Origin of the sequence: Halopelagius fulvigenes (assembly GCF_042662625.1) — an archaeon.
Classification (GTDB): domain Archaea; phylum Halobacteriota; class Halobacteria; order Halobacteriales; family Haloferacaceae; genus Halopelagius; species Halopelagius fulvigenes.
The window spans coordinates 1,299,686-1,317,120 of record NZ_JBHSXH010000015.1; the positions used below are offsets into that span (position 1 = coordinate 1,299,686).

Sequence of the window (17,435 nt, forward strand, 5' to 3'; positions counted from 1 at the left end):
TCAGTCGGGTTGGACAATTTACGGATATTCATCAGTCGGTACTCGTATCCGCCGACGAACTTCCACCGAAACCGGATGAAAATCGAACGGTGGCCTGCACACGACGGCAGAATACGGAAGTGAATATGAGCCAACATCCGAATGCAATGGCACTCTTCCAGCAAGGATCTCAGCAGGAGTCTCGTATCGAACAGAAAGGCGAGGAAATGGTCGAAGAGACGCCGATGTCGGCCGGAGACCCGGTCGCGACGCTCGCCGTCGGGTCGGTGCTGCTCTCGTGGTACCAGTTCTACGTGAAGGGCGACAAAGAGAGCGGCATCTTCGTGGGCCTGTGGGCCCCGACGCTGCTCGCGGCGGCGAGCTACGTCCAGCAGAAGGACATCGCGCGGAAGTTCAAGCAGGGCCTCTCCTTCTAAGGCGACCCTTCCGCCGTCTACGCGACCGAACGCCGGGGTGACGTCGAACCCCGTGCGCGACGGACGGCGGATTCGAGGCGGCGTTCGTTCTCGCCCGAGACTTGCGAGATACGTCGCCCTCCGCGCCCGAACTTCGGGCGACGCTCGCGTCACGCCGTCTCCGAAAGCGGCGTCTCCGGTCGGTATTCTCGGAAGTCGTCGGATCGGGATACTCCGCCGAAACGAGTGTTGTCGGGGGTGTACCGTCTGTTTTGCCACGCCGTTGAAGTGCGTCGAATCCGAATCACGAGTGGTGTATTACGATGGCCGACGATGACCAAAACCGAGCGCGAGAAGCGGACGCAGAGCGCGAGGCCGAAATCGACTCCGAGATGAAACGCGTCGATCAGGACCCCGACCAAGTCACGGAGGGAAGCGAGAGTCTGGGTACGCAGAACGCTGAAAGCGGCGCGCCGGAGGGCGAACGAGCGCCGATGGACGAAGAAGAAGAGGAAGAAGAAGAGGAAGAAGAGGAGGTTCCCCCGGACGAGGGAACGGACGACGAGAACCAGTACGGCGGCGAATCGGAGGGCGACATCGACGCCGTCGAGCAGACGGAGATGGTGCAGGGCGACGAAGACGAGGACGAGGACGAGGACGGCTAACGCCGCGACGCGTCCGTACGCCGCGGCCGTCCTGCTTCGCTCACCCCGGGACATCCTTCGACGTAGCCCTCCGATCCGGCGTTTCTATCAGAAATAGCACCCTATCGAGACCATCATCATCGACCCACGTAGTAGCGCTGTACCTCCAGACTTTTAACGATGAACGAGAGAAGGGGAGCGAGGTAAGCGACCATATGTTTGATATCCAACCTACGTTGATGGGGTCGCTCTTGACCGCGAGCGCCTCGCTGTTCGGCGCGCTAGTGGGTGCGGTCGTGCCGCAGCAGATTAGCATGCGAAACAGGCGGAAGAACCTCCGGCTCGCCCTTCGGTCGGAGATAAACCAGATATTCCTCCACGAGCTCCACGTGGACGTTCTCGCGGAGTTCACCGAGGCGGGAAACCTGAGCCAGCTGCTTCCGACGACGGTGTATCACGCGAACGCGGGGCAGATCGGCCAGCTGTCGAGCGACGAAATCGAGGCGATAGTCACGGTGTACAGCAAGATAGACAGCATCACCCTATACTTCGAGCGAACGTCGCACGAAGAACTGTCGTGGGAGTACCTCGACCGGTTCTCCGCTGACTTCGCGGAGGCGCACTCGAAGGCGATAGCGGAGATAGACAAGCGGTTGTAACCCGACCAGCGGTCGAGGTCCACCGACACCCGGAGGACGAGCCGTTTCAGTCGACTCCACGATGTCTCCGAGTTGTCCCTCGCGAGCGCGTCGCTCATCCGAGTGACCGCGCCTTCCGGCGGATCGTCGGTGCGTCGTACACCCCCTCTCGGTCAGCCAACGTCCTCGTCTCCGTGTCCGCTCACCGCTTCGAGAGGAGGTGAACCGCCCCGTCGGAGCGAATCCACGCGTTCTCGTCGTCGGCGTCGTACAACTCGACGCACCCATCGACTACTCGTTCTCGACACTCGGGCCACCCGTACGTTCTATCTCGCGCCATGGACTGTTGGCGTCCGACGGTTCTACAACGATATAAAGATGCGCTCGGGGGCCGCCGAACCGCCTCCGCGACGCGCCGGCGGCGGACGCTGCGCGGACGTGAGAACTGCCGTCTCCACAGAAAGAACCGACATCGGCGTCGGATACGTCGCCGATTCCGCCGAGGAGCGACTAAACAGTCACCTTTGACCACTATTTCGCGCCTATCGGAGACAATCGTCCAATCTAATCCGCCCGTGGTACCACGACACTCGCAATCCTTTTCCGTGCGGTGGGCATACGTTAATTTGCAATGGCGAAAGGAAACGTTGACTTCTTCAACGACACAGGCGGCTACGGTTTCATCTCGACGGACGACTCGGACGACGACGTGTTCTTCCACATGGACGACGTCGGCGGCGACGACCTCGAAGAGGGGCAGGAGCTCGAATTCAGCATCGAGTCCTCCCCCAAGGGCCCCCGCGCGGCGAACGTCACCCGACTCTAACTACCGGCTACTGACCGTCGGCGACGACGGTAACTAACCGATTCATCGCGTTTCCGACAGAGCGGACGCGGCCGCGCCCGAGTTACACCGGGAGGCGGGACGTCTCTGGATTTTCTGTACCCCGACCGACGAGCGACGGGTTCGTCCGACGGCGACGTTCGCTCAATGGAGAGTATCCTCTCTGACCGAACGTTCGCGCACGAAACAGGACGTTCACACGTCTCTCGGAAGGGTTAACCGTCGTCCGCCCCAGGTACGGTTGCAATGGCAACTGGTAAGGTTGACTTCTTCAACGACACGGGCGGCTACGGTTTCATCGAGACTGAGGATGCGGACGACGACGTGTTCTTCCACATGGAAGACGTCGGCGGTCCGGACCTCGAAGAGGGCACGGAGATCGAGTTCGAGATCGAAGACGCCCCCAAGGGCCCCCGCGCGAAGAACGTCACCCGACTCTGAGGTAACGTCGCGGCTCTAGTATCGACGGACGGAACACACTTTTAACGGATCTACACCGCGACCGGCGGGTCTCTCCCGGAGCGACAGCTACCGCGACGCGCGGAACGAGTTCCGGCACGAGAGCGGTTCGTGGCGACCACTACCGTGGTAACCGTAGTCGCGCAAGCGTTATTTATAGAGGGCCACTCCATACAGAGGCAATGGCAACTGGTAAGGTTGACTTCTTCAACGACACGGGCGGCTACGGTTTCATCGAGACTGAGGATGCGGACGACGACGTGTTCTTCCACATGGAAGACGTCGGCGGTCCGGACCTCGAAGAGGGCACGGAGATCGAGTTCGAGATCGAAGACGCCCCCAAGGGCCCCCGCGCGAAGAACGTCACCCGTCTGTAAAGCGGACTTCTGAGACGCGAACTACGGTAGCGAACGGAGGCTTGCGGCGTCGCGGCGATTGAGTTCGGACCGGATGCGGCAGTTCTCCAAACTACTCACTACTCGTCCAGCGACGGCAACGGCGGCGGGGTGAGCCTCGTCGAGCGTCGGGCTCCGCCGACGCCGACCTGTCGCACATTCTTCGGACCGTCGAGGCGAACAGCGGTCGCTCTCGCTCGGAGCGACCGCGAAGGCGAACGCTCAGGTCGGAGGCGGACGAGAGGCGACCATGGGCACTGACGGACTCGACCGACCGCGCCTCCGCCGCGTCGCACCGGTCCTCTGCTGGGCGACGGTGCTCGTCGTCGCGTCGGTGATACCCGCGTCCGGCGGCCTCTCGGCGCCCGGCCCGTTCGGAGTCGGCGCGGACAAGTGGCTTCACCTCGGGGGCTACTGGTCGGTGACGCTCCTCGCCGCCGTCGCGTTGGAGGCACGCGGGCGTCGGACGCTGCTTCTCGCCGTCGCATTCGGCGTCGCCCTCGGTGCGGGGTTGGAACTCGTGCAGGCGGCGCTTCCCGCGCGGGCGTTCGACCCCGCGGACGCGGCGGTGAACGGCGTCGGCGCGGTTCTCGGGGCGGTGACGTACGTCCTCTGGCGACGCGTTCGAGACGCGCGCGGCGGGCGTCCGGGGAACGACGGCGGGTGAGTTCCCTCCGCCTCGCTCCGCCGACGCGACGGGGCGGCGGAGAACGGCCACCGACGCGCCATTTTTACCCGCAGACGCCCAACTGTCGGGTGATTCGGAGTCCCATGACGGCCACCACGCTCCACCGCCCGACGCACCGCGACGCGTTGTCCCTCCTCGAAGCGGCGTTCGGCGACGGACGCCTCGTCACGGTGTTCGGCCGGTGCACGGTGGAGTACGACGGACGCGCGTCGTCCACGCTCGGGGCCGGCGACAGACTCGTCGTCTGCAAACCCGACGGCACGATTCTCGTCCACACCGACCAGAAGCGAAAGCCCGTGAACTGGCAACCGCCGGGGTGCACCCACCGCGCGAGCGTCCGCGACGGACGCCTCCGCATCCGGAGTTCGCGCGCGACGCCGGACGAGACGCTGGACGTGCGGTTCGAGCGACTCGATCAAGTGACGGCGTACGAGGTGAACGACCGGAGCGACCTGACCCTCCGGGGGAGCGAGGAGGACCTCAGACAGCGCATCCTCGACGACCCCGCACTCGTCGAAGAGGGGTTCGAACCCTCGGCGACGGAACGCGAGACGGCGGCCGGACCGGTGGACATCTTCGGCGAGGACGCCGAGGGGAGACCCGTCGCCGTGGAGTTGAAGCGCCGGCGCGTGGGTCCGTCGGCCGCGAGCCAACTCCAACGGTACGTCGAGGCCCTCCGGACGGAGTTCGCCGCCGACGACGTGCGGGGCATCCTCGTCGCGCCGTCCGTCACCGACCGGACGAGCGAGTTGCTCGAAGAGAACGGACTCGGATTCGTCGCCCTCGAACCACTCGGGCGGGAGGCGGCGGACGGACCCGACGGCGGGGCCGGGTGAAACCGCGGCGACGGCCGAGCGTACGGAGTCGATCAAAAAAGAGACGGCGGAGTCTCAGTTGCTGGTGGAAACGTGGGTCGTGGTACCGTTTTCGGTAGTTCCGTTTTCGGTGGTACCGTTTTCGGTGGTCCCGTGGTCGTCGTTTCCGTTGTCGCCGTTTCCGTGGTCGTCGTTTCCGTTGTCGCCGTTTCCGTTGTCGCCGTTTCCGTTGTCGCCGTTTCCGTTCTCTTTCTTCTCGTGTTTCTCCTTCTCCTCGTCCTCGTCGTCGTCCTCGTACTCGTCTTTGTCCTCCACGACGAGGGCGAACCCGAGGTCAACGACTGCCTGCCCGTTCTCCGTGAACGGGCCGTCCTCCTCGCCGCCGGAGGAGACGAAGTCGTACGTCTCGTTGTCGTTGGTGTCGTAGTGCGGCATCGGGATGAGCGGTTGGTCCGAGTACAGTCTGTCGTCGTCGAAGTCCGCACCCTCGACGTCGAACAGTTCCACCTCGATCTCATCGTGCTCGCCCGCCTCGAGGTACTCCGAGACGCCGATGACGCTCTCCGTGACCTGCCCTTCGAGGAGTCGGGCGTCGTGGATGGCGACGAACCCGCCCTCCGAGAGCGTCACGTCGTCGAGTTCTACCTCCTCGCCCTCGGTGCACTGGTTCTCGAAGTCGAGGAGGGCAAAGGAGTCCTCGTCGTCCTCCATCCCCGCGAGACCGAGGTCTACGACGGGGTGTCCGTTGTCGACGTACGGCCCGTCCTCGGAGCCACCCGACGAGACGAAGTCGTACGTGTCGTTGTCGTTCGTGTCGAGGTGCGGCATCGCGACGAGGGGGTCACCCTCGCTCAGACTCGACTCCTCGTCGCTGAACTCCCTGCCCGGAACTCCGGTGAACAGGTCGACGTCCACCGAATAGTGCGCGCCCGCTTCGAGGTACTCGGAGACGCCGACGACGCTCTCCGCGACCTTCCCCTCGAACAGTCGGGCGTCGTGAATCGCGACGAATCCGCCCTCCGAGAGGACCGTCGAGTTGACGACGACGGTGTTTTCGTCCGCCATCTGGTTGCTGAACTCGACGGTGGCGAACGGTTCGTCCTCCTCGTCGTGACCGTTGTCGTCGCCGTTCGAATCGTCGCCGTTCGAATCGTCGCCCCCTGCGGCGACGCTCGCACTCGACGCGGCGATACCGGCCGTCGTCAGTCCGACCGCCGACGCGGACAGGAACGTCCGGCGGGACGTCTTCGGTCCGATTCCGTCGCTCGATTCCTCGCTCGCTCGCTCGTCTCTGTTGTTGGTGTCGTCCATGGTGATACCCAGGTTACAGCTCCGCGAGTGGTACGTGGGGCGAATACCACATATATGTTAGCAGAATTTCAATAAAGTGGAGGTCACTCGTGGACGACCGTCCACTTTCTGAGAGAGGCACGGAAATCGTCAGATAGCGTCTCTAACGCTTCGACCGCGCCGCAGACGAAGATCGAACGCCGGCGTCGACGTTGCTTCGAGCGAGAGTTCGTGTCAGAAATTTAGAGAAGTCTCGTCGGCCGGTCGGTCGTCGAGCGTCGGCCGCGTCGGAACGTCGGAATCCTCGTGCGAGGAGTTCTCACGGCGACGGGACGAGGCTTCGAAGCGCTTTTACCCCGGATGGGCGTTATTCACCACAAGTAACTATGGCAGACAAACCGGCCTCCATGTACCGGGAGATCTCCAAGGCGGCGTACACCCGACGGGAGTACATCACGGGGATCCCCGGCTCGAAGATCGCACAGCACAATATGGGTAACCTGCAGACCGGCCCCGACGACTACGAGGTCCAGATCAGCCTCCGCGTTGAGGAGGAGTGCCAGATTCGCCACGGTGCGCTCGAATCCGCGCGTCTCTCCGCGAACCGCGTGATGCTGAAGCAGGTCGGACAGGAGAACTACAAGATGGTGCTCCGGAAGTTCCCCCACCACGTCATCCGCGAGAACAAGCAGGCGACCGGTGCGGGTGCGGACCGTGTCTCCGACGGAATGCGGCAGGCGTTCGGGAAACCCGTCGGCACCGCCGCGCGCATCAAGCGCAACGACCGCGTGTTCACCATCTACTGCAACCCCGAGGACGCGGACGTCGCGAAGGACGCGCTCCGCCGTTCCTACAACAAGATTTCGCCGCCGTGCCGCATCGACGTCGAGAAGGGCGAAGAACTGCTCGTCGCGTAATCTGAGCGCCTTCTCTCGTCGCTTTTCCGCCGACCGACGCTCCCAGCGACGGCCACGCCGCCGCCTCCCGCGCCGGTGTTCCGCCAGTTCAGTCGGGCGATTTTTCGTCCGGCGGTCCCTCTCCTCGGCCGATGCTTCGACTCGCGGTCGCCACGGAACGCCAGACGTTCGAACGGATGCGCGACCCCCTCGGGGCCCGCGGTATCGACGTCGCCCACCTCCCGGCGAAGGAACGGGCGATTCGACTCACCGACGCGCCGACGCGGGAGTTCGACGTCGGGTTCGTCTACCCGCCGCGACTGATGGAGGGGGGAGTCCTCGACGTCCTGTACGACATCCCGTGGGTCAACGGCCGCGAGGCGGTGCTCACCTCCCGGAACAAGGCGGGCGTCGTCGCGCGACTCTCGCGGGCGGGGCTTCCGGTGCCCGAGACGCGCATGGTGTCGAACCCCGCAGCCGAGAGCGACGTGCGCGAGGCCGTCGCCGGACTCGACTTCCCCGTCGTCGTCAAGCCGAACTCGACGACGCGCGGCGTCGGCGTCGCGAAGGCGTCGGACCTCGATTCGCTCCTCGGCGTCGTCGATTACCTGAACCTCGCCCACGACTACCGCGCGACGGGCGACAAGTCGTACCTGGTTCAGGAGTTCCTCCCGGACGCGCGCGATTACCGCCTCATGGTCGTCGACGGCGAGGTGGTCGGCGGCGTCGAACGCCGACTGTCGGCGGCGGCCGTGGCGGAGGGGCGGTGGAAGCACAACGTCCACCTCGGCGCGGAGGCCGTCGGCGTGGACGTGCGCCCCGACCACCGCGAACTCGCCGTCTCCGTGGCCGAGACGCTCGACATCCCCTACCTCGGCGTGGACCTGTTGGAGTCCGGGGAGCGAACCGTCGTCTCCGAGACGAACGCTCGGCCGACCATCGACGACAGCGAGAAGTACGAAGCGGGCTTTTGGGACCGACTCGCGGCGTTGGTACGGAAGACGGCGGACGAACGAGACGGTCGAAACTGACGGAGAAGGGAGACCCGAACGAGATGCGCCTCGGAGGGACGTCGGTTACTCGACGTCGATGGGCGCGGAGTCCTCCGCCTTCTCGAAGGAGACCTGGAGGACGCCGTTGTTGAAGGAGGCGTCCGCGGAGTGTTCGTCCACCCGGACGGGGAGGCGGATGCGTTCGTCGAACTCCCGGCGGTCGCTGGCCGCGCTAATCGTGAGCATCTCGCCGTCGCACTTCAGGTCGATACCGTCCTTCTCCACGCCCGGTAGGTCCGCGACGAGTCGAATGGTCTCGCCCTCATCGTAGACGTCGACGTGCGTCTCCGAGGCGAATCCGGTAGAGTCGCTACCGGTCATCTCGTTCATCATCCGTTCGATTTCGTCGAAGATGTTGTCGAACGGATCGTCGCGTTCATCTCTCATACGTACCTCCATTGGACGTTTCGGCTCAAAAGCCTTCTCCCCCTCGACCCGTCGGACCGGCGGTAACTCCCGAAACGAAGTAGTAGAACCGCTAACACGTCCGGCCGGGACGGGGCGCGAACCCCGCCTCGGTCCGTCCGTTGTCGGTCGCTCCCGCCGTCTCCCTCGCCGACAGCCGTGTTCGTTCGTGAGTGAAACTGATCGAATCTCCTCGGAACTCGCTCACCGTCCGGGGTGGCGAATCTCCACATTCTCCATCATCTTTAGGAGAGATTTTCGGAGAACGTCCACGAGAACCGATAATTCGGACGTTCGAGGGCGAAATCGTTACACAGGGATTCAAGTATCCGCGCCACCACTACTCGAACATGAGTGAAAAGTCGTATCTCGACGCGGGTACCGACGTGGACGACTCCGAAGTCGTACGGGTCGGACTGAACGGCTTCGGCCGCATCGGTCGCAACGTCTTCCGCGCGGTGATAGACCATCCGAACGTCGAGCTCGTCGGCATCAACGACGTGATGGACTTCGAGGACATGGAGTACCTCGCGAAGTACGACACCGTGCAGGGCACCCTCGACGAGGTGTCCCTCGACGGCGAGAAACTCACCGTCGGCGACTCCTCCGTGAACGTGTACAACGTCCAGAGTCCCGCCGAACTCCCGTGGGACGAACTCGACGTGGACGTCGCCCTCGAGTGTACGGGCATCTTCCGGACGAAGGAGGACGCCTCCGCGCACCTCGAAGCGGGCGCCGAGAAGGTCATCATCTCCGCGCCGCCGAAGGGCGAGGAACCGGTCAAGCAGATAGTCTACGGCGTCAACCACGACGAGTACGACGGCGAGGACGTCGTCTCGAACGCCTCCTGTACGACGAACTCCATCTCGCCCGTCGCGAAGGTTCTCGACGACGAGTTCGGCATCGAGAACGGCCTCCTGACGACGGTCCACGCCTACACCGGGAGCCAGAACCTCATCGACGGCCCGAAGGCGAAGCAGCGTCGCGGGCGCGCCGCCGCCGAGAACATCGTCCCCACCTCGACGGGCGCCGCGCAGGCCACCACCGAGATTCTGCCCCAACTCGACGGGAAACTCGACGGCATGGCGATGCGCGTTCCCGTCCCGAACGGCTCTATCACGGACTTCACCGTCTCTCTGGAGGAGTCGCCGTCCGTCGAGGAGGTCAACCAGGCCTTCCGCGACGCCGCGGACGACGGCCCCCTCGAGGGCGTCCTCGCGTACACGGACGACGAAGTCGTCTCCTCGGACATCGTCGGTCTGCCGTTCTCCTCGACGGTCGACCTCAACTCGACGGACTCGGTCAACGACGGCGGCATGTACAAGGTGCTGACGTGGTACGACAACGAGTACGGCTTCTCGAACCGCCTGCTCGACGTCGCCGACTACGTCATCCACGGCTGAGTCGCCGCCCGCACCGGAACGCGGCGTACTCTCGTCTGCGCCTCCGTTCGCTCGTCGGTCGCACGACGGCGTGCGACCGGGCGACGCGCAGCGTGCAGACGGGAGTATGAAGTAACCGCTCTTCGATATCATACCTACCAGACATATGTCCACGTTCAAGACGCTCGACGACCTCGAACCCGGACAGCGCGTCCTCGTCCGCCTCGACCTGAACTCGCCGGTCGAAGACGGCGAGGTGCAGGACAACCGCCGCTTCGACCGTCACGCGACGACGGTTCGGGAGCTGATGGAGGCGGGCCACCGCGTCGTCCTCATGGCGCACCAGGGCCGCCCGGGCGATGACGACTTCGTCTCCCTTCAGCAGCACGCGGAAATCCTCTCGGAGCACGTCGGCCGCGACGTCGGCTTCGTCGACTCGACGTACGGCGAGTCCGCCGTCGAGGCCATCGAATCGCTCTCCGACGGCGAGGCCCTCCTGTTGGAGAACACGCGGATGACCGACGACGAACTCCCCGAGGAGTCGCCCGAGGAGAAGGCGGATACGGAGTTCGTCGGGACGCTCGCGCCGCTTTTCGACGCGTACGTCAACGACGCCTACTCCGCGGCCCACCGGTCGCACGCCTCCCTGGTCGGCTTCCCCCTCGAACTGCCCGCCTACGCGGGGCGCGTCATGGAGACGGAGTACGAGGCGAACACCGCCATCGCCTCCCGCGAGTTCGACGGGCAGGTGACGATGGTCGTCGGCGGAACGAAGGCGACGGACGTCATCGACGTGATGAACAACCTCGGCGGGAAGGTGGACCGGTTCTTGCTGGGCGGCATCGCGGGCGAACTGTTCCTCCGCGCCGCGGGCCACGACGTGGGCTACGACGTCGGCGGGATGGACCTCTTCGACGACCAGTGGGAGGCGAACCACGGGACCATCGAGTCGCTTCTGGAGGAACGCGGCGACCAGATAACGCTCGCTTCGGACCTCGCCTACGAGGACGAGAACGACGAACGCGCCGAGGTGGCGGTCGATGACATCGACGAGAAGGACCGCGGCTACCTCGACATCGGGTCGGAGACCGTCTCGGAGTACGACTCGGTCGTCCGCGACTCGGAGGCCGTCTTCGTGAAGGGTGCGCTCGGCCTCTTCGAGGACGAACGCTTCTCCGACGGCACCGTCGGCGTCCTCGAGGCCATCGCCGAGACGGACTGCTTCTCCGTCGTCGGCGGCGGCGACACCTCTCGCGCCATCGAGATGTACGGCCTCAGCGAGGACGACTTCGGCCACGTCTCCATCGCGGGCGGCGCGTACATCCGCGCGCTGACGGGCGAACCCCTCGTCGGCGTCGAAGTGCTCTCGCGGGACTGATTCGGAGTCATCCTACCAACTTTCTTTTCGCCGTCGGTCGAACCCAGAGACATGAAACTCGGAATCTGTTCGGACACGCACGACGATCTCGACCTCGCGGAGGGCGCGGTCGAACTGTTCGAAGACGAGGGCGTCGAAGCCGTCGTCCACTGCGGCGACATCGTCGCGCCGTTCACGGCGAGCGTCTTCAACGCCGACTTCGACTTCCACGCGGTCCGCGGCAACAACGACGGCGAGTGGAACCTCCAGAACGCCGTCTCGTCGTTCGGCACGTACCACGGCGAGGCGGCGGCCCTCTCCTTCGAGGGGACGGAGGTGGCCGTCTACCACGGGACGAACGAGACGTTGGTCGAGGGGTTGCTCGAAAGCGGCGCGTACGACTACGTGCTCCGGGGCCACACCCACGAACGACACCGAGAGGAGTGGGGCGGCACCGTCCACGTCAACCCCGGCGGCCTGCCGATTCCGGGGGCCGACGACGCCTACTACGTCGCGACGCTGGACACCGACGCGGACGAACTGACGTTCCACGAGGTGTGAGTCAGGTTCCGGGGAGGATGTCGCCGAGTGCCGCGCCGATGCTCATCGGGACGAACGCGACGACGACGTCCGCTAGCGCCAACGCCGGCGTCGCCCAATCGACGCGGCCCCACCCGGTCATCAGGACGATGAGACTGAGACGGAGACGCCGACGACGCCGACGAGACGCCGGGGGACGACCCCGAGGATGGGGTTGCTGACGCGGACGTCCTGGATGTCGGCGACGTAGAGGATGCCGATGACCATCCCGACGGCGAAACAGAGCGTCCCGACGAACGAGAGGGGATGGCCGGCGAGGTACTCGCCGACCTCTTGGGTGCCGCCCTCGACGAACATCGGGACGCCGAAGAGGACGCTTCCGAGGAGGGCCTCCGCGAGGTCCTCCCGACCGAACCCCTTGACGACGTTTCCGAAGGCGCTACGCTGACGCGAGACGTGCACCGCGGCGCGCATCACCTCGCGCACCTGCCGTCTGGCCTCCGGCGTCTCGACGGCGTCTTCGAGTTCCTCCAACTCATCGAGTAGTCGGTCCAACCGTTGCGGCACGTCGTCGGCCGTCTCGTCGGACCACGTGAACGTCGGAGATAAAGCCTGCGCGAACGCCGCGACCGGTCGAAGAAGAGGTCGGTTCCGCGTCGGTACCGAATCGCGTCAGTCGTCCGCGAGTTCGGCTTCGACGTGGTCGTCCTCGCGGCTAAACCCCGCCGGGTCACCCTCGATGCCGATGCCGACGTGTTCGTCGGTTCTCGCCATGCTCTCGGCTTTGTCCGCCGCGTCCATCATCGCGCGGACGGCGTCGACGTTCTCGGGGATGACGTCCGACTCCTGGTGGATGGCTTGGAACAGGTACATGTCGCGGCCCTCGACGGCGATGGACTCGCCCCAGACGCAGTTCTCCCACAGGTCGCCGCGCGGGCGGCCGGCGTCGAGCGCGAAGTCCTTGAGTTTCCCCGCGCCGTCGATGCCGAGGCCCTCGGGGATGACGTAGACGCGGCCCTCGTCTTCGAGGAGTTGCCGGACGTGCGCGGCGGTCACGTCGGATTCGAGCGTGACGTTGAGGCTGTGGACGTGCATCAGCGTCGCCGGCACCTTCAGCCCCAGCGTGTCGATGTCGAGGTTCGGGAAGATGGTCTGCACGTCGGGGCCGTGGTGGCTCGGAATCTCGATGGGGTTCGGCAGGATGTCGTTTATCGGACCGCGCGAGTTCTGCGCGGGGTCGCCGCCGCGGCGGACGAGCGTCGCGCGCACCTTCTCGACGCCGTACGCCTCCTCCAGCGGTGCGATGACCCGCGAGAGTCCCGTCGTGTTGCAGGAGACGACGCGGGCGTAGTCGGCACCGACGCACTCGTCGAAGTTCGCGCGTGCGTTGAAACTCACCTCGGCGACGTCGGCGTCCTCGCCGCCTTGGAAGATGGCGGGCGTGTCGTGGGACTCGTAGAGGGACTTGTTCTCCGCGCCGATGCCGGAGGGGGTGCAGTCGACGATGATGTCCGCGTCCGCGACGAGTTCGTCCACGACGCCCGCGATTTCGACGCCCGCCTCCGCGAACAGGGGGGCTCGGTCGGGGATGGCGGCGTACATGTCGTATCCACGTTCGACGGCGGTGTGGGCCTCGAAGTTCGGCTGGGTCTTCGCGACGCCGACCAGTTCCATATCGGGTTGGGAATCGACCGCATCGGCGACGCGCTTACCTATCGTGCCGTAGCCGTTGACACCGACTCGTATCATTACGGGTGAGTCGAAGGGGGAGCGCCATAGTTATTTCGGCGTTCACAGTTAAGAAATTAACTCCGTCCCGAGTAACGAGGCGAATTTCCACGCGGGCGAGTAACTTCCGCCCCCGCGCGACGAGTCGGCGGAACCGGCCGACCGGACGGCGATGGGAACGCCTAACCCCGCGGGCGGCGCACGTGGGTGTATGAGCGACAGTGACATAGCGGCCGCCGCGGAGACGGCGGTGCACCAGTGCGTGGCACTCGACGAAGCGGAGTCGTGCGTCGTCGTCACCGACGACAAGCGACTGCCAATCGGGGAGGCACTCTACGGGGCGGCGCGGTCGGTGACGGGGGACGTGACGTTGCTCCGGTACCCGCCGGGGAACCAACACGGCGAGGAACCGCCCGCGCCCGTCGCCGCCGCGATGGCCGAGGCGGACGTGTTCCTCGCGCCGACGACGAAGAGCCTCAGTCACACCCGCGCCCGCGGCGACGCCTGCGAGGTGGGCGCGCGCGGCGCGACGCTTCCGGGCATCACCGAGGACGTGTTCGTCACCGGGTTAGACGCCGACTACGAGGCCATCGCGTCGCACTCGCTGTCGGTGTTAGAGCAGGTGAACGACGCCGAGGAGGTGCGCGTCACGACGGACCGCGGCACCGACATCACCTTCGAACCCGGCGACAGGGATTGGCTCTCGGACACCGGCATGGTCCACGACGCGGGCGGCTTTTCGAACCTCCCCGCGGGCGAGGTGTTCGTCAGCCCCGGGAACGCCAACGGCACGTACGTCGTCGACGGGACGATGATGCCGCACGGACTCTTAGACGACGGCGAGGAACTCCGATTCGAGGTGGAAGAGGGCTACGTGACCGACATCTCGGACGACGACGTGCGCGAACAGGTCGAGGCGGGCGCGGAGGACGTCGGCCGCGACGCGTACAACCTCGCGGAACTCGGCATCGGGACGAACGTCGGCGTGGCTGACCTCGTGGGGTCCGTCTTGTTGGACGAGAAGGCGGCCGGTACGGTCCACATCGCCATCGGCGACGACGCGGGCATCGGCGGCGACACGGACGCGCCCCTCCATCTGGACGGTATCATTCGAGACCCCACCGTGTACGCGGACGGGGAGGAAGTGGAACTTCCTCGATAGACGGGGTTATCCGGTTCGTAACGGCCGAAACCCGCTGTCCGTCACCGCGCGCTTCCGTTCGCCCGCCCTCTCCGGTACGTCCGATACGTCCGACGGAGGAGGCGAACCGCGCCCGCGAGGAGGACCGCTTCGAGGTAGAGGAACGCGACTACCGTCGCGTCGAAGAGGAGTCCGCTTCCGAGACGCGGGAGGAAGACGTTCCGCAGGCCCGACGCGAACGCGACGGCGAGGTACGACGGGAGCCAGAACGGATAGAGCGGCGCGTAGAGGGCCTCGAGAAGGAGATTCGACTCCAAGAGGAGCCAGAACCCGAGGACGAACGCGAAGAGGAGGGCGACGGTCCGACCAGCGAACGCGTTCCGGATGGGGTTCGACTCTCGTTGCATACCCATTGTTGTTCGTGTTTTGATAAATATTCACCGGTGATAGGAGTCCGCACCGACGCCGCTCTCAGCCGATGAGACACCGCCCCGCCGCACTCACCTCGCGGCCGTCGCCGCGACGCCGGCGCTACCGAAGGCGGCGACGAGCAACGCTCGTCGGCCCACCGGACTCCGTCCGGTGACGGTGAGGAACGCGCGGCGGGAGGGCGTCGTCACGGAGTGCGTCCGCATCGTATGAGAACCCTAGCGTATCGGTCGAGTGACCGACTCCCACGGGGCGGTATCACGCGCCCGAGGGCGGAAGGGCGACTTTTTACGGCGCGGTCGGTTACGCACGGGTATGAGTACGCCACAGGACCGCGTCGCCGTCGCGTGTCCCTCCTGTTCGCCCGAGGAACCGACCGTCCACGAGGTGTTGAAACCGGGCGGACACGCCACCGTTCGCTGTACGGAGTGCAGCCACGTCCACAAGGTTCGAATCGAGGAGGAGCGAGAAGTCCAGCGAGACGTCATCGTCTCGCAGGACCGTGAGTCGTTCAAGACCACCGTCGACGCCCCCGCCGAGGAGACGATAGCCGTCGGCGAGGAGTTCATCGTCGATACGGAGGAGGCCATCATGCTCGTCCGCATCACCGGCATCGAAGTCGGCCCCGAACAGCGAACCGAGTCCGCGGAGGTCGAGGACGTGACGACCATCTGGACCCGCGCCGTCGACAACGTCTCCGTCAACGTCACCGTCAACCCGAAGGACGGTAAACACGACAAGACGCGGAGTTTCAAGGTCCACGTCCCCGGCGACTACGAGTTCGTCGTCGGCGAGACGGAGGAGTTCGGCGACGAGAAGTTCACCGTCAAGGCCCTCCACGTCCGCGAGGACGCCCCCGAGTACCGCCACGGGAAACTCGACCACGACGGCGACATGGTGTACGCGAAGGACCTGAACCGGCTGTACGGCCGCGACGAGACGTCCACCGCGTGGTCGGCCTGGTAACCCACCTTTTTCGTCGTCGGGTTTCCTCGCTCACTGCGTTCGCTGCGGGAACCCTCCTCGAAAAACCTGGAGGGAAAAAGCCGCCGACATCGCGGCCTTCGGCCGCTCGTCGCCGGTGAACCGCTCGCTTCGCTCGCGGATACTCGACACAAAAGACCCACTTCACGTTCCCAATCGGATTAGATGTAGGAGATGGATGTCAGTCCGCCGTTTAGCAGTCATCCTCATCGGAAGCCGATCTGGGCTGTTATTATCTCTCAGATTCCGATAACTACGATCGGCGGCTTGAACCTCCAGACCAGTTTCCTAGTCGGCATATTCGCCGGCGTTTTCTCCCTTTGGACGAGCCAATCCGCGTATCGTGATGGGAAGAAGCGAACGGCGATTCAGTTTGGTCTCCTCGGTATCGGAGTTCCACTTGCACTGAGCGGATACGCTCCGCTCGCAACGTTCGGGGCAGCTATGACTATACTGAGTGCAGGGGTAGCCTGGAGAATCGACCGTCGCGTTCGTGAACGGGTCGCCGGATAGTAGACCCGAGCATCGATAAATACGCGGCCTGACCCACCGGTCGTTTCGTCAGCCGGAAGCGGGAACGAAGAACGTCCGTTTGCTGGAGAGACTCCGTAAGTAGAACTGCCGGGTTGCGTCCGCCGTTGCCCGCAACCTTCGACTGTTCTCGCCGCGAATTACGACGTATGGCCGACGACAGAACCGACGAGCGACGGCAACTCGTCGAACGACTCGAACGGCGGGGCCACGTCGAGAACGAGCGAACGCTCGACGCCCTGCGCGCGGTGCCGCGCCACGAGTTCGTCCCCGAGGGGTCCCGACGCTCCGCGTACGCGGACAGACCGCTCTCCATCGGACGGGGACAGACCATCAGCGCGCCCCACATGGTCGGCGTGATGGCGGACCTCCTCGACCCGGACCCGGCGGACCGCGTCCTCGAAATCGGGACGGGGTGCGGCTACCACGCCGCGGTGACCGCCGAACTCGTCCCCGAGGGTCACGTCTACAGCGTCGAGTACGAACCCGAACTGGCCGACCGCGCCCGCGAGACGCTCGAATCGCTCGGCTACGACAACGTCTCGGTCCGCACCGGCGACGGGCATGAGGGGTGGCCCGAACGCGCCCCGTACGACGGCGCGTACCTGACCTGCGCGCCGCCCGAGATTCCGGCGGCCGTCCGCGAACAGGTCGAACCCGGCGGCGTCGTCGTCGCGCCCGTCGGGCGGGGTCGGCAGCGACTCGTCACCGTCGAGAAGAACCCCGACGGGACGGTCGAGCGGTCCGAACACGGCGGCGTCAGGTTCGTCACGATGAGCGGCGGATAGCGGAGGGACGACGGAACCGGGCCGACTTTGCCCG

23 protein-coding genes are annotated in these 17,435 nt (G+C 65.2%); 16 read left to right on the plus strand and 7 right to left on the minus strand.

The features are described 5' to 3' along the window. Positions 1 to 146 precede the first annotated feature (146 nt). From ACFQEV_RS16855 to ACFQEV_RS16865, 3 genes are all read left to right on the plus strand, one after another. On the plus strand, positions 147 to 416 hold the full coding sequence (locus tag ACFQEV_RS16855; RefSeq protein WP_379698569.1) for a hypothetical protein: 270 nt from the start codon (positions 147 to 149) through the stop codon (positions 414 to 416). A gap of 302 nt (positions 417 to 718) precedes the next feature. Further along, positions 719 to 1,060 carry a hypothetical protein gene (locus ACFQEV_RS16860; protein WP_379698572.1) on the plus strand — a complete coding sequence of 114 codons (342 nt, stop codon included), beginning with the start codon at positions 719 to 721 and terminating at the stop codon, positions 1,058 to 1,060. Between the two features lie 194 nt (positions 1,061 to 1,254). Continuing rightward, a complete protein-coding gene (locus ACFQEV_RS16865) occupies positions 1,255 to 1,698 on the plus strand; it encodes a hypothetical protein (RefSeq protein ID WP_379698575.1) in 444 nt (147 codons plus the stop codon). A 181-nt stretch (positions 1,699 to 1,879) separates the two neighbouring features. Here ACFQEV_RS16865 and ACFQEV_RS16870 read toward each other — a convergent pair whose 3' ends face one another. After that, positions 1,880 to 2,017 carry a hypothetical protein gene (locus tag ACFQEV_RS16870; RefSeq protein WP_379698578.1) on the minus strand — a complete coding sequence of 46 codons (138 nt, stop codon included), beginning with the start codon at positions 2,015 to 2,017 and terminating at the stop codon, positions 1,880 to 1,882. A 291-nt stretch (positions 2,018 to 2,308) separates the two neighbouring features. Between ACFQEV_RS16870 and ACFQEV_RS16875 the strand changes: the two genes are divergently transcribed. From ACFQEV_RS16875 to nucS, 5 genes are all read left to right on the plus strand, one after another. Then, entirely contained in the window at positions 2,309 to 2,503 is a 195-nt protein-coding gene (locus tag ACFQEV_RS16875; RefSeq protein WP_092537887.1) for a cold-shock protein, read from the plus strand. A 264-nt stretch (positions 2,504 to 2,767) separates the two neighbouring features. Next, positions 2,768 to 2,962, plus strand: coding sequence for a cold-shock protein (locus ACFQEV_RS16880; RefSeq protein ID WP_092537891.1), 195 nt, complete (start codon positions 2,768 to 2,770; stop codon positions 2,960 to 2,962). Between the two features lie 200 nt (positions 2,963 to 3,162). Beyond that, positions 3,163 to 3,357 (plus strand): cold-shock protein, encoded by a 195-nt coding sequence (locus ACFQEV_RS16885; protein ID WP_092537891.1) that lies wholly within the window; start codon positions 3,163 to 3,165, stop codon positions 3,355 to 3,357. 268 nt (positions 3,358 to 3,625) lie between these two features. Then, positions 3,626 to 4,042: a VanZ family protein gene (locus tag ACFQEV_RS16890; protein ID WP_379698582.1), complete on the plus strand. Its 417-nt coding sequence runs from the start codon at positions 3,626 to 3,628 to the stop codon at positions 4,040 to 4,042. 104 nt (positions 4,043 to 4,146) lie between these two features. Continuing rightward, a complete protein-coding gene (nucS, locus tag ACFQEV_RS16895; RefSeq protein ID WP_379698585.1) occupies positions 4,147 to 4,899 on the plus strand; it encodes an endonuclease NucS in 753 nt (250 codons plus the stop codon). A 54-nt stretch (positions 4,900 to 4,953) separates the two neighbouring features. Here nucS and ACFQEV_RS16900 read toward each other — a convergent pair whose 3' ends face one another. Beyond that, a complete protein-coding gene (locus ACFQEV_RS16900) occupies positions 4,954 to 6,189 on the minus strand; it encodes a DUF7282 domain-containing protein (protein WP_379698588.1) in 1,236 nt (411 codons plus the stop codon). Between the two features lie 365 nt (positions 6,190 to 6,554). Here ACFQEV_RS16900 and ACFQEV_RS16905 point away from each other — a divergent pair, with 365 nt between their 5' ends. Next, the gene (locus ACFQEV_RS16905) at positions 6,555 to 7,085 is read left to right on the plus strand and encodes a 50S ribosomal protein L16 (RefSeq protein ID WP_379698591.1); all 531 of its coding nucleotides are present in this window, start codon (positions 6,555 to 6,557) and stop codon (positions 7,083 to 7,085) included. A gap of 131 nt (positions 7,086 to 7,216) precedes the next feature. Beyond that, a complete protein-coding gene (locus tag ACFQEV_RS16910) occupies positions 7,217 to 8,095 on the plus strand; it encodes an ATP-grasp domain-containing protein (RefSeq protein WP_379698594.1) in 879 nt (292 codons plus the stop codon). A 45-nt stretch (positions 8,096 to 8,140) separates the two neighbouring features. Here ACFQEV_RS16910 and ACFQEV_RS16915 read toward each other — a convergent pair whose 3' ends face one another. After that, a complete protein-coding gene (locus ACFQEV_RS16915) occupies positions 8,141 to 8,503 on the minus strand; it encodes an Hsp20/alpha crystallin family protein (RefSeq protein ID WP_379698597.1) in 363 nt (120 codons plus the stop codon). A gap of 368 nt (positions 8,504 to 8,871) precedes the next feature. Here ACFQEV_RS16915 and gap point away from each other — a divergent pair, with 368 nt between their 5' ends. From gap to ACFQEV_RS16930, 3 genes are all read left to right on the plus strand, one after another. Then, positions 8,872 to 9,924, plus strand: coding sequence for a type I glyceraldehyde-3-phosphate dehydrogenase (gene gap / locus ACFQEV_RS16920; RefSeq protein ID WP_379698600.1), 1,053 nt, complete (start codon positions 8,872 to 8,874; stop codon positions 9,922 to 9,924). A 145-nt stretch (positions 9,925 to 10,069) separates the two neighbouring features. Beyond that, on the plus strand, positions 10,070 to 11,281 hold the full coding sequence (locus ACFQEV_RS16925; protein ID WP_379698603.1) for a phosphoglycerate kinase: 1,212 nt from the start codon (positions 10,070 to 10,072) through the stop codon (positions 11,279 to 11,281). A gap of 51 nt (positions 11,282 to 11,332) precedes the next feature. After that, the gene (locus tag ACFQEV_RS16930; protein WP_379698606.1) at positions 11,333 to 11,821 is read left to right on the plus strand and encodes a metallophosphoesterase; all 489 of its coding nucleotides are present in this window, start codon (positions 11,333 to 11,335) and stop codon (positions 11,819 to 11,821) included. Between the two features lie 120 nt (positions 11,822 to 11,941). Here ACFQEV_RS16930 and ACFQEV_RS16935 read toward each other — a convergent pair whose 3' ends face one another. Both ACFQEV_RS16935 and ACFQEV_RS16940 read right to left on the minus strand, forming a co-directional pair. After that, positions 11,942 to 12,367, minus strand: coding sequence for a hypothetical protein (locus ACFQEV_RS16935; protein WP_379698609.1), 426 nt, complete (start codon positions 12,365 to 12,367; stop codon positions 11,942 to 11,944). A gap of 105 nt (positions 12,368 to 12,472) precedes the next feature. After that, a complete protein-coding gene (locus ACFQEV_RS16940) occupies positions 12,473 to 13,549 on the minus strand; it encodes a type II glyceraldehyde-3-phosphate dehydrogenase (RefSeq protein ID WP_379698612.1) in 1,077 nt (358 codons plus the stop codon). Between the two features lie 190 nt (positions 13,550 to 13,739). On the opposite strand from ACFQEV_RS16940, the gene ACFQEV_RS16945 reads away from it, so the two are divergent. Beyond that, on the plus strand, positions 13,740 to 14,690 hold the full coding sequence (locus ACFQEV_RS16945) for an aminopeptidase (RefSeq protein WP_379698614.1): 951 nt from the start codon (positions 13,740 to 13,742) through the stop codon (positions 14,688 to 14,690). Positions 14,691 to 14,731: 41 nt separating this feature from the next. Here the strand turns inward: ACFQEV_RS16945 and ACFQEV_RS16950 are convergent, their stop codons facing one another. Together ACFQEV_RS16950 and ACFQEV_RS16955 are read right to left on the minus strand one after the other, a co-directional pair. Further along, a complete protein-coding gene (locus ACFQEV_RS16950; RefSeq protein ID WP_379698617.1) occupies positions 14,732 to 15,076 on the minus strand; it encodes a hypothetical protein in 345 nt (114 codons plus the stop codon). Positions 15,077 to 15,169: 93 nt separating this feature from the next. Further along, entirely contained in the window at positions 15,170 to 15,304 is a 135-nt protein-coding gene (locus ACFQEV_RS16955) for a hypothetical protein (protein ID WP_379698620.1), read from the minus strand. Positions 15,305 to 15,413: 109 nt separating this feature from the next. On the opposite strand from ACFQEV_RS16955, the gene ACFQEV_RS16960 reads away from it, so the two are divergent. Then, positions 15,414 to 16,064 carry an HVO_0476 family zinc finger protein gene (locus ACFQEV_RS16960; protein ID WP_379698623.1) on the plus strand — a complete coding sequence of 217 codons (651 nt, stop codon included), beginning with the start codon at positions 15,414 to 15,416 and terminating at the stop codon, positions 16,062 to 16,064. A gap of 698 nt (positions 16,065 to 16,762) precedes the next feature. Then, complete coding sequence (locus tag ACFQEV_RS16965) at positions 16,763 to 17,401, plus strand: protein-L-isoaspartate(D-aspartate) O-methyltransferase (RefSeq protein WP_379698625.1); 639 nt, start codon at positions 16,763 to 16,765, stop codon at positions 17,399 to 17,401. Positions 17,402 to 17,435 lie beyond the last annotated feature (34 nt).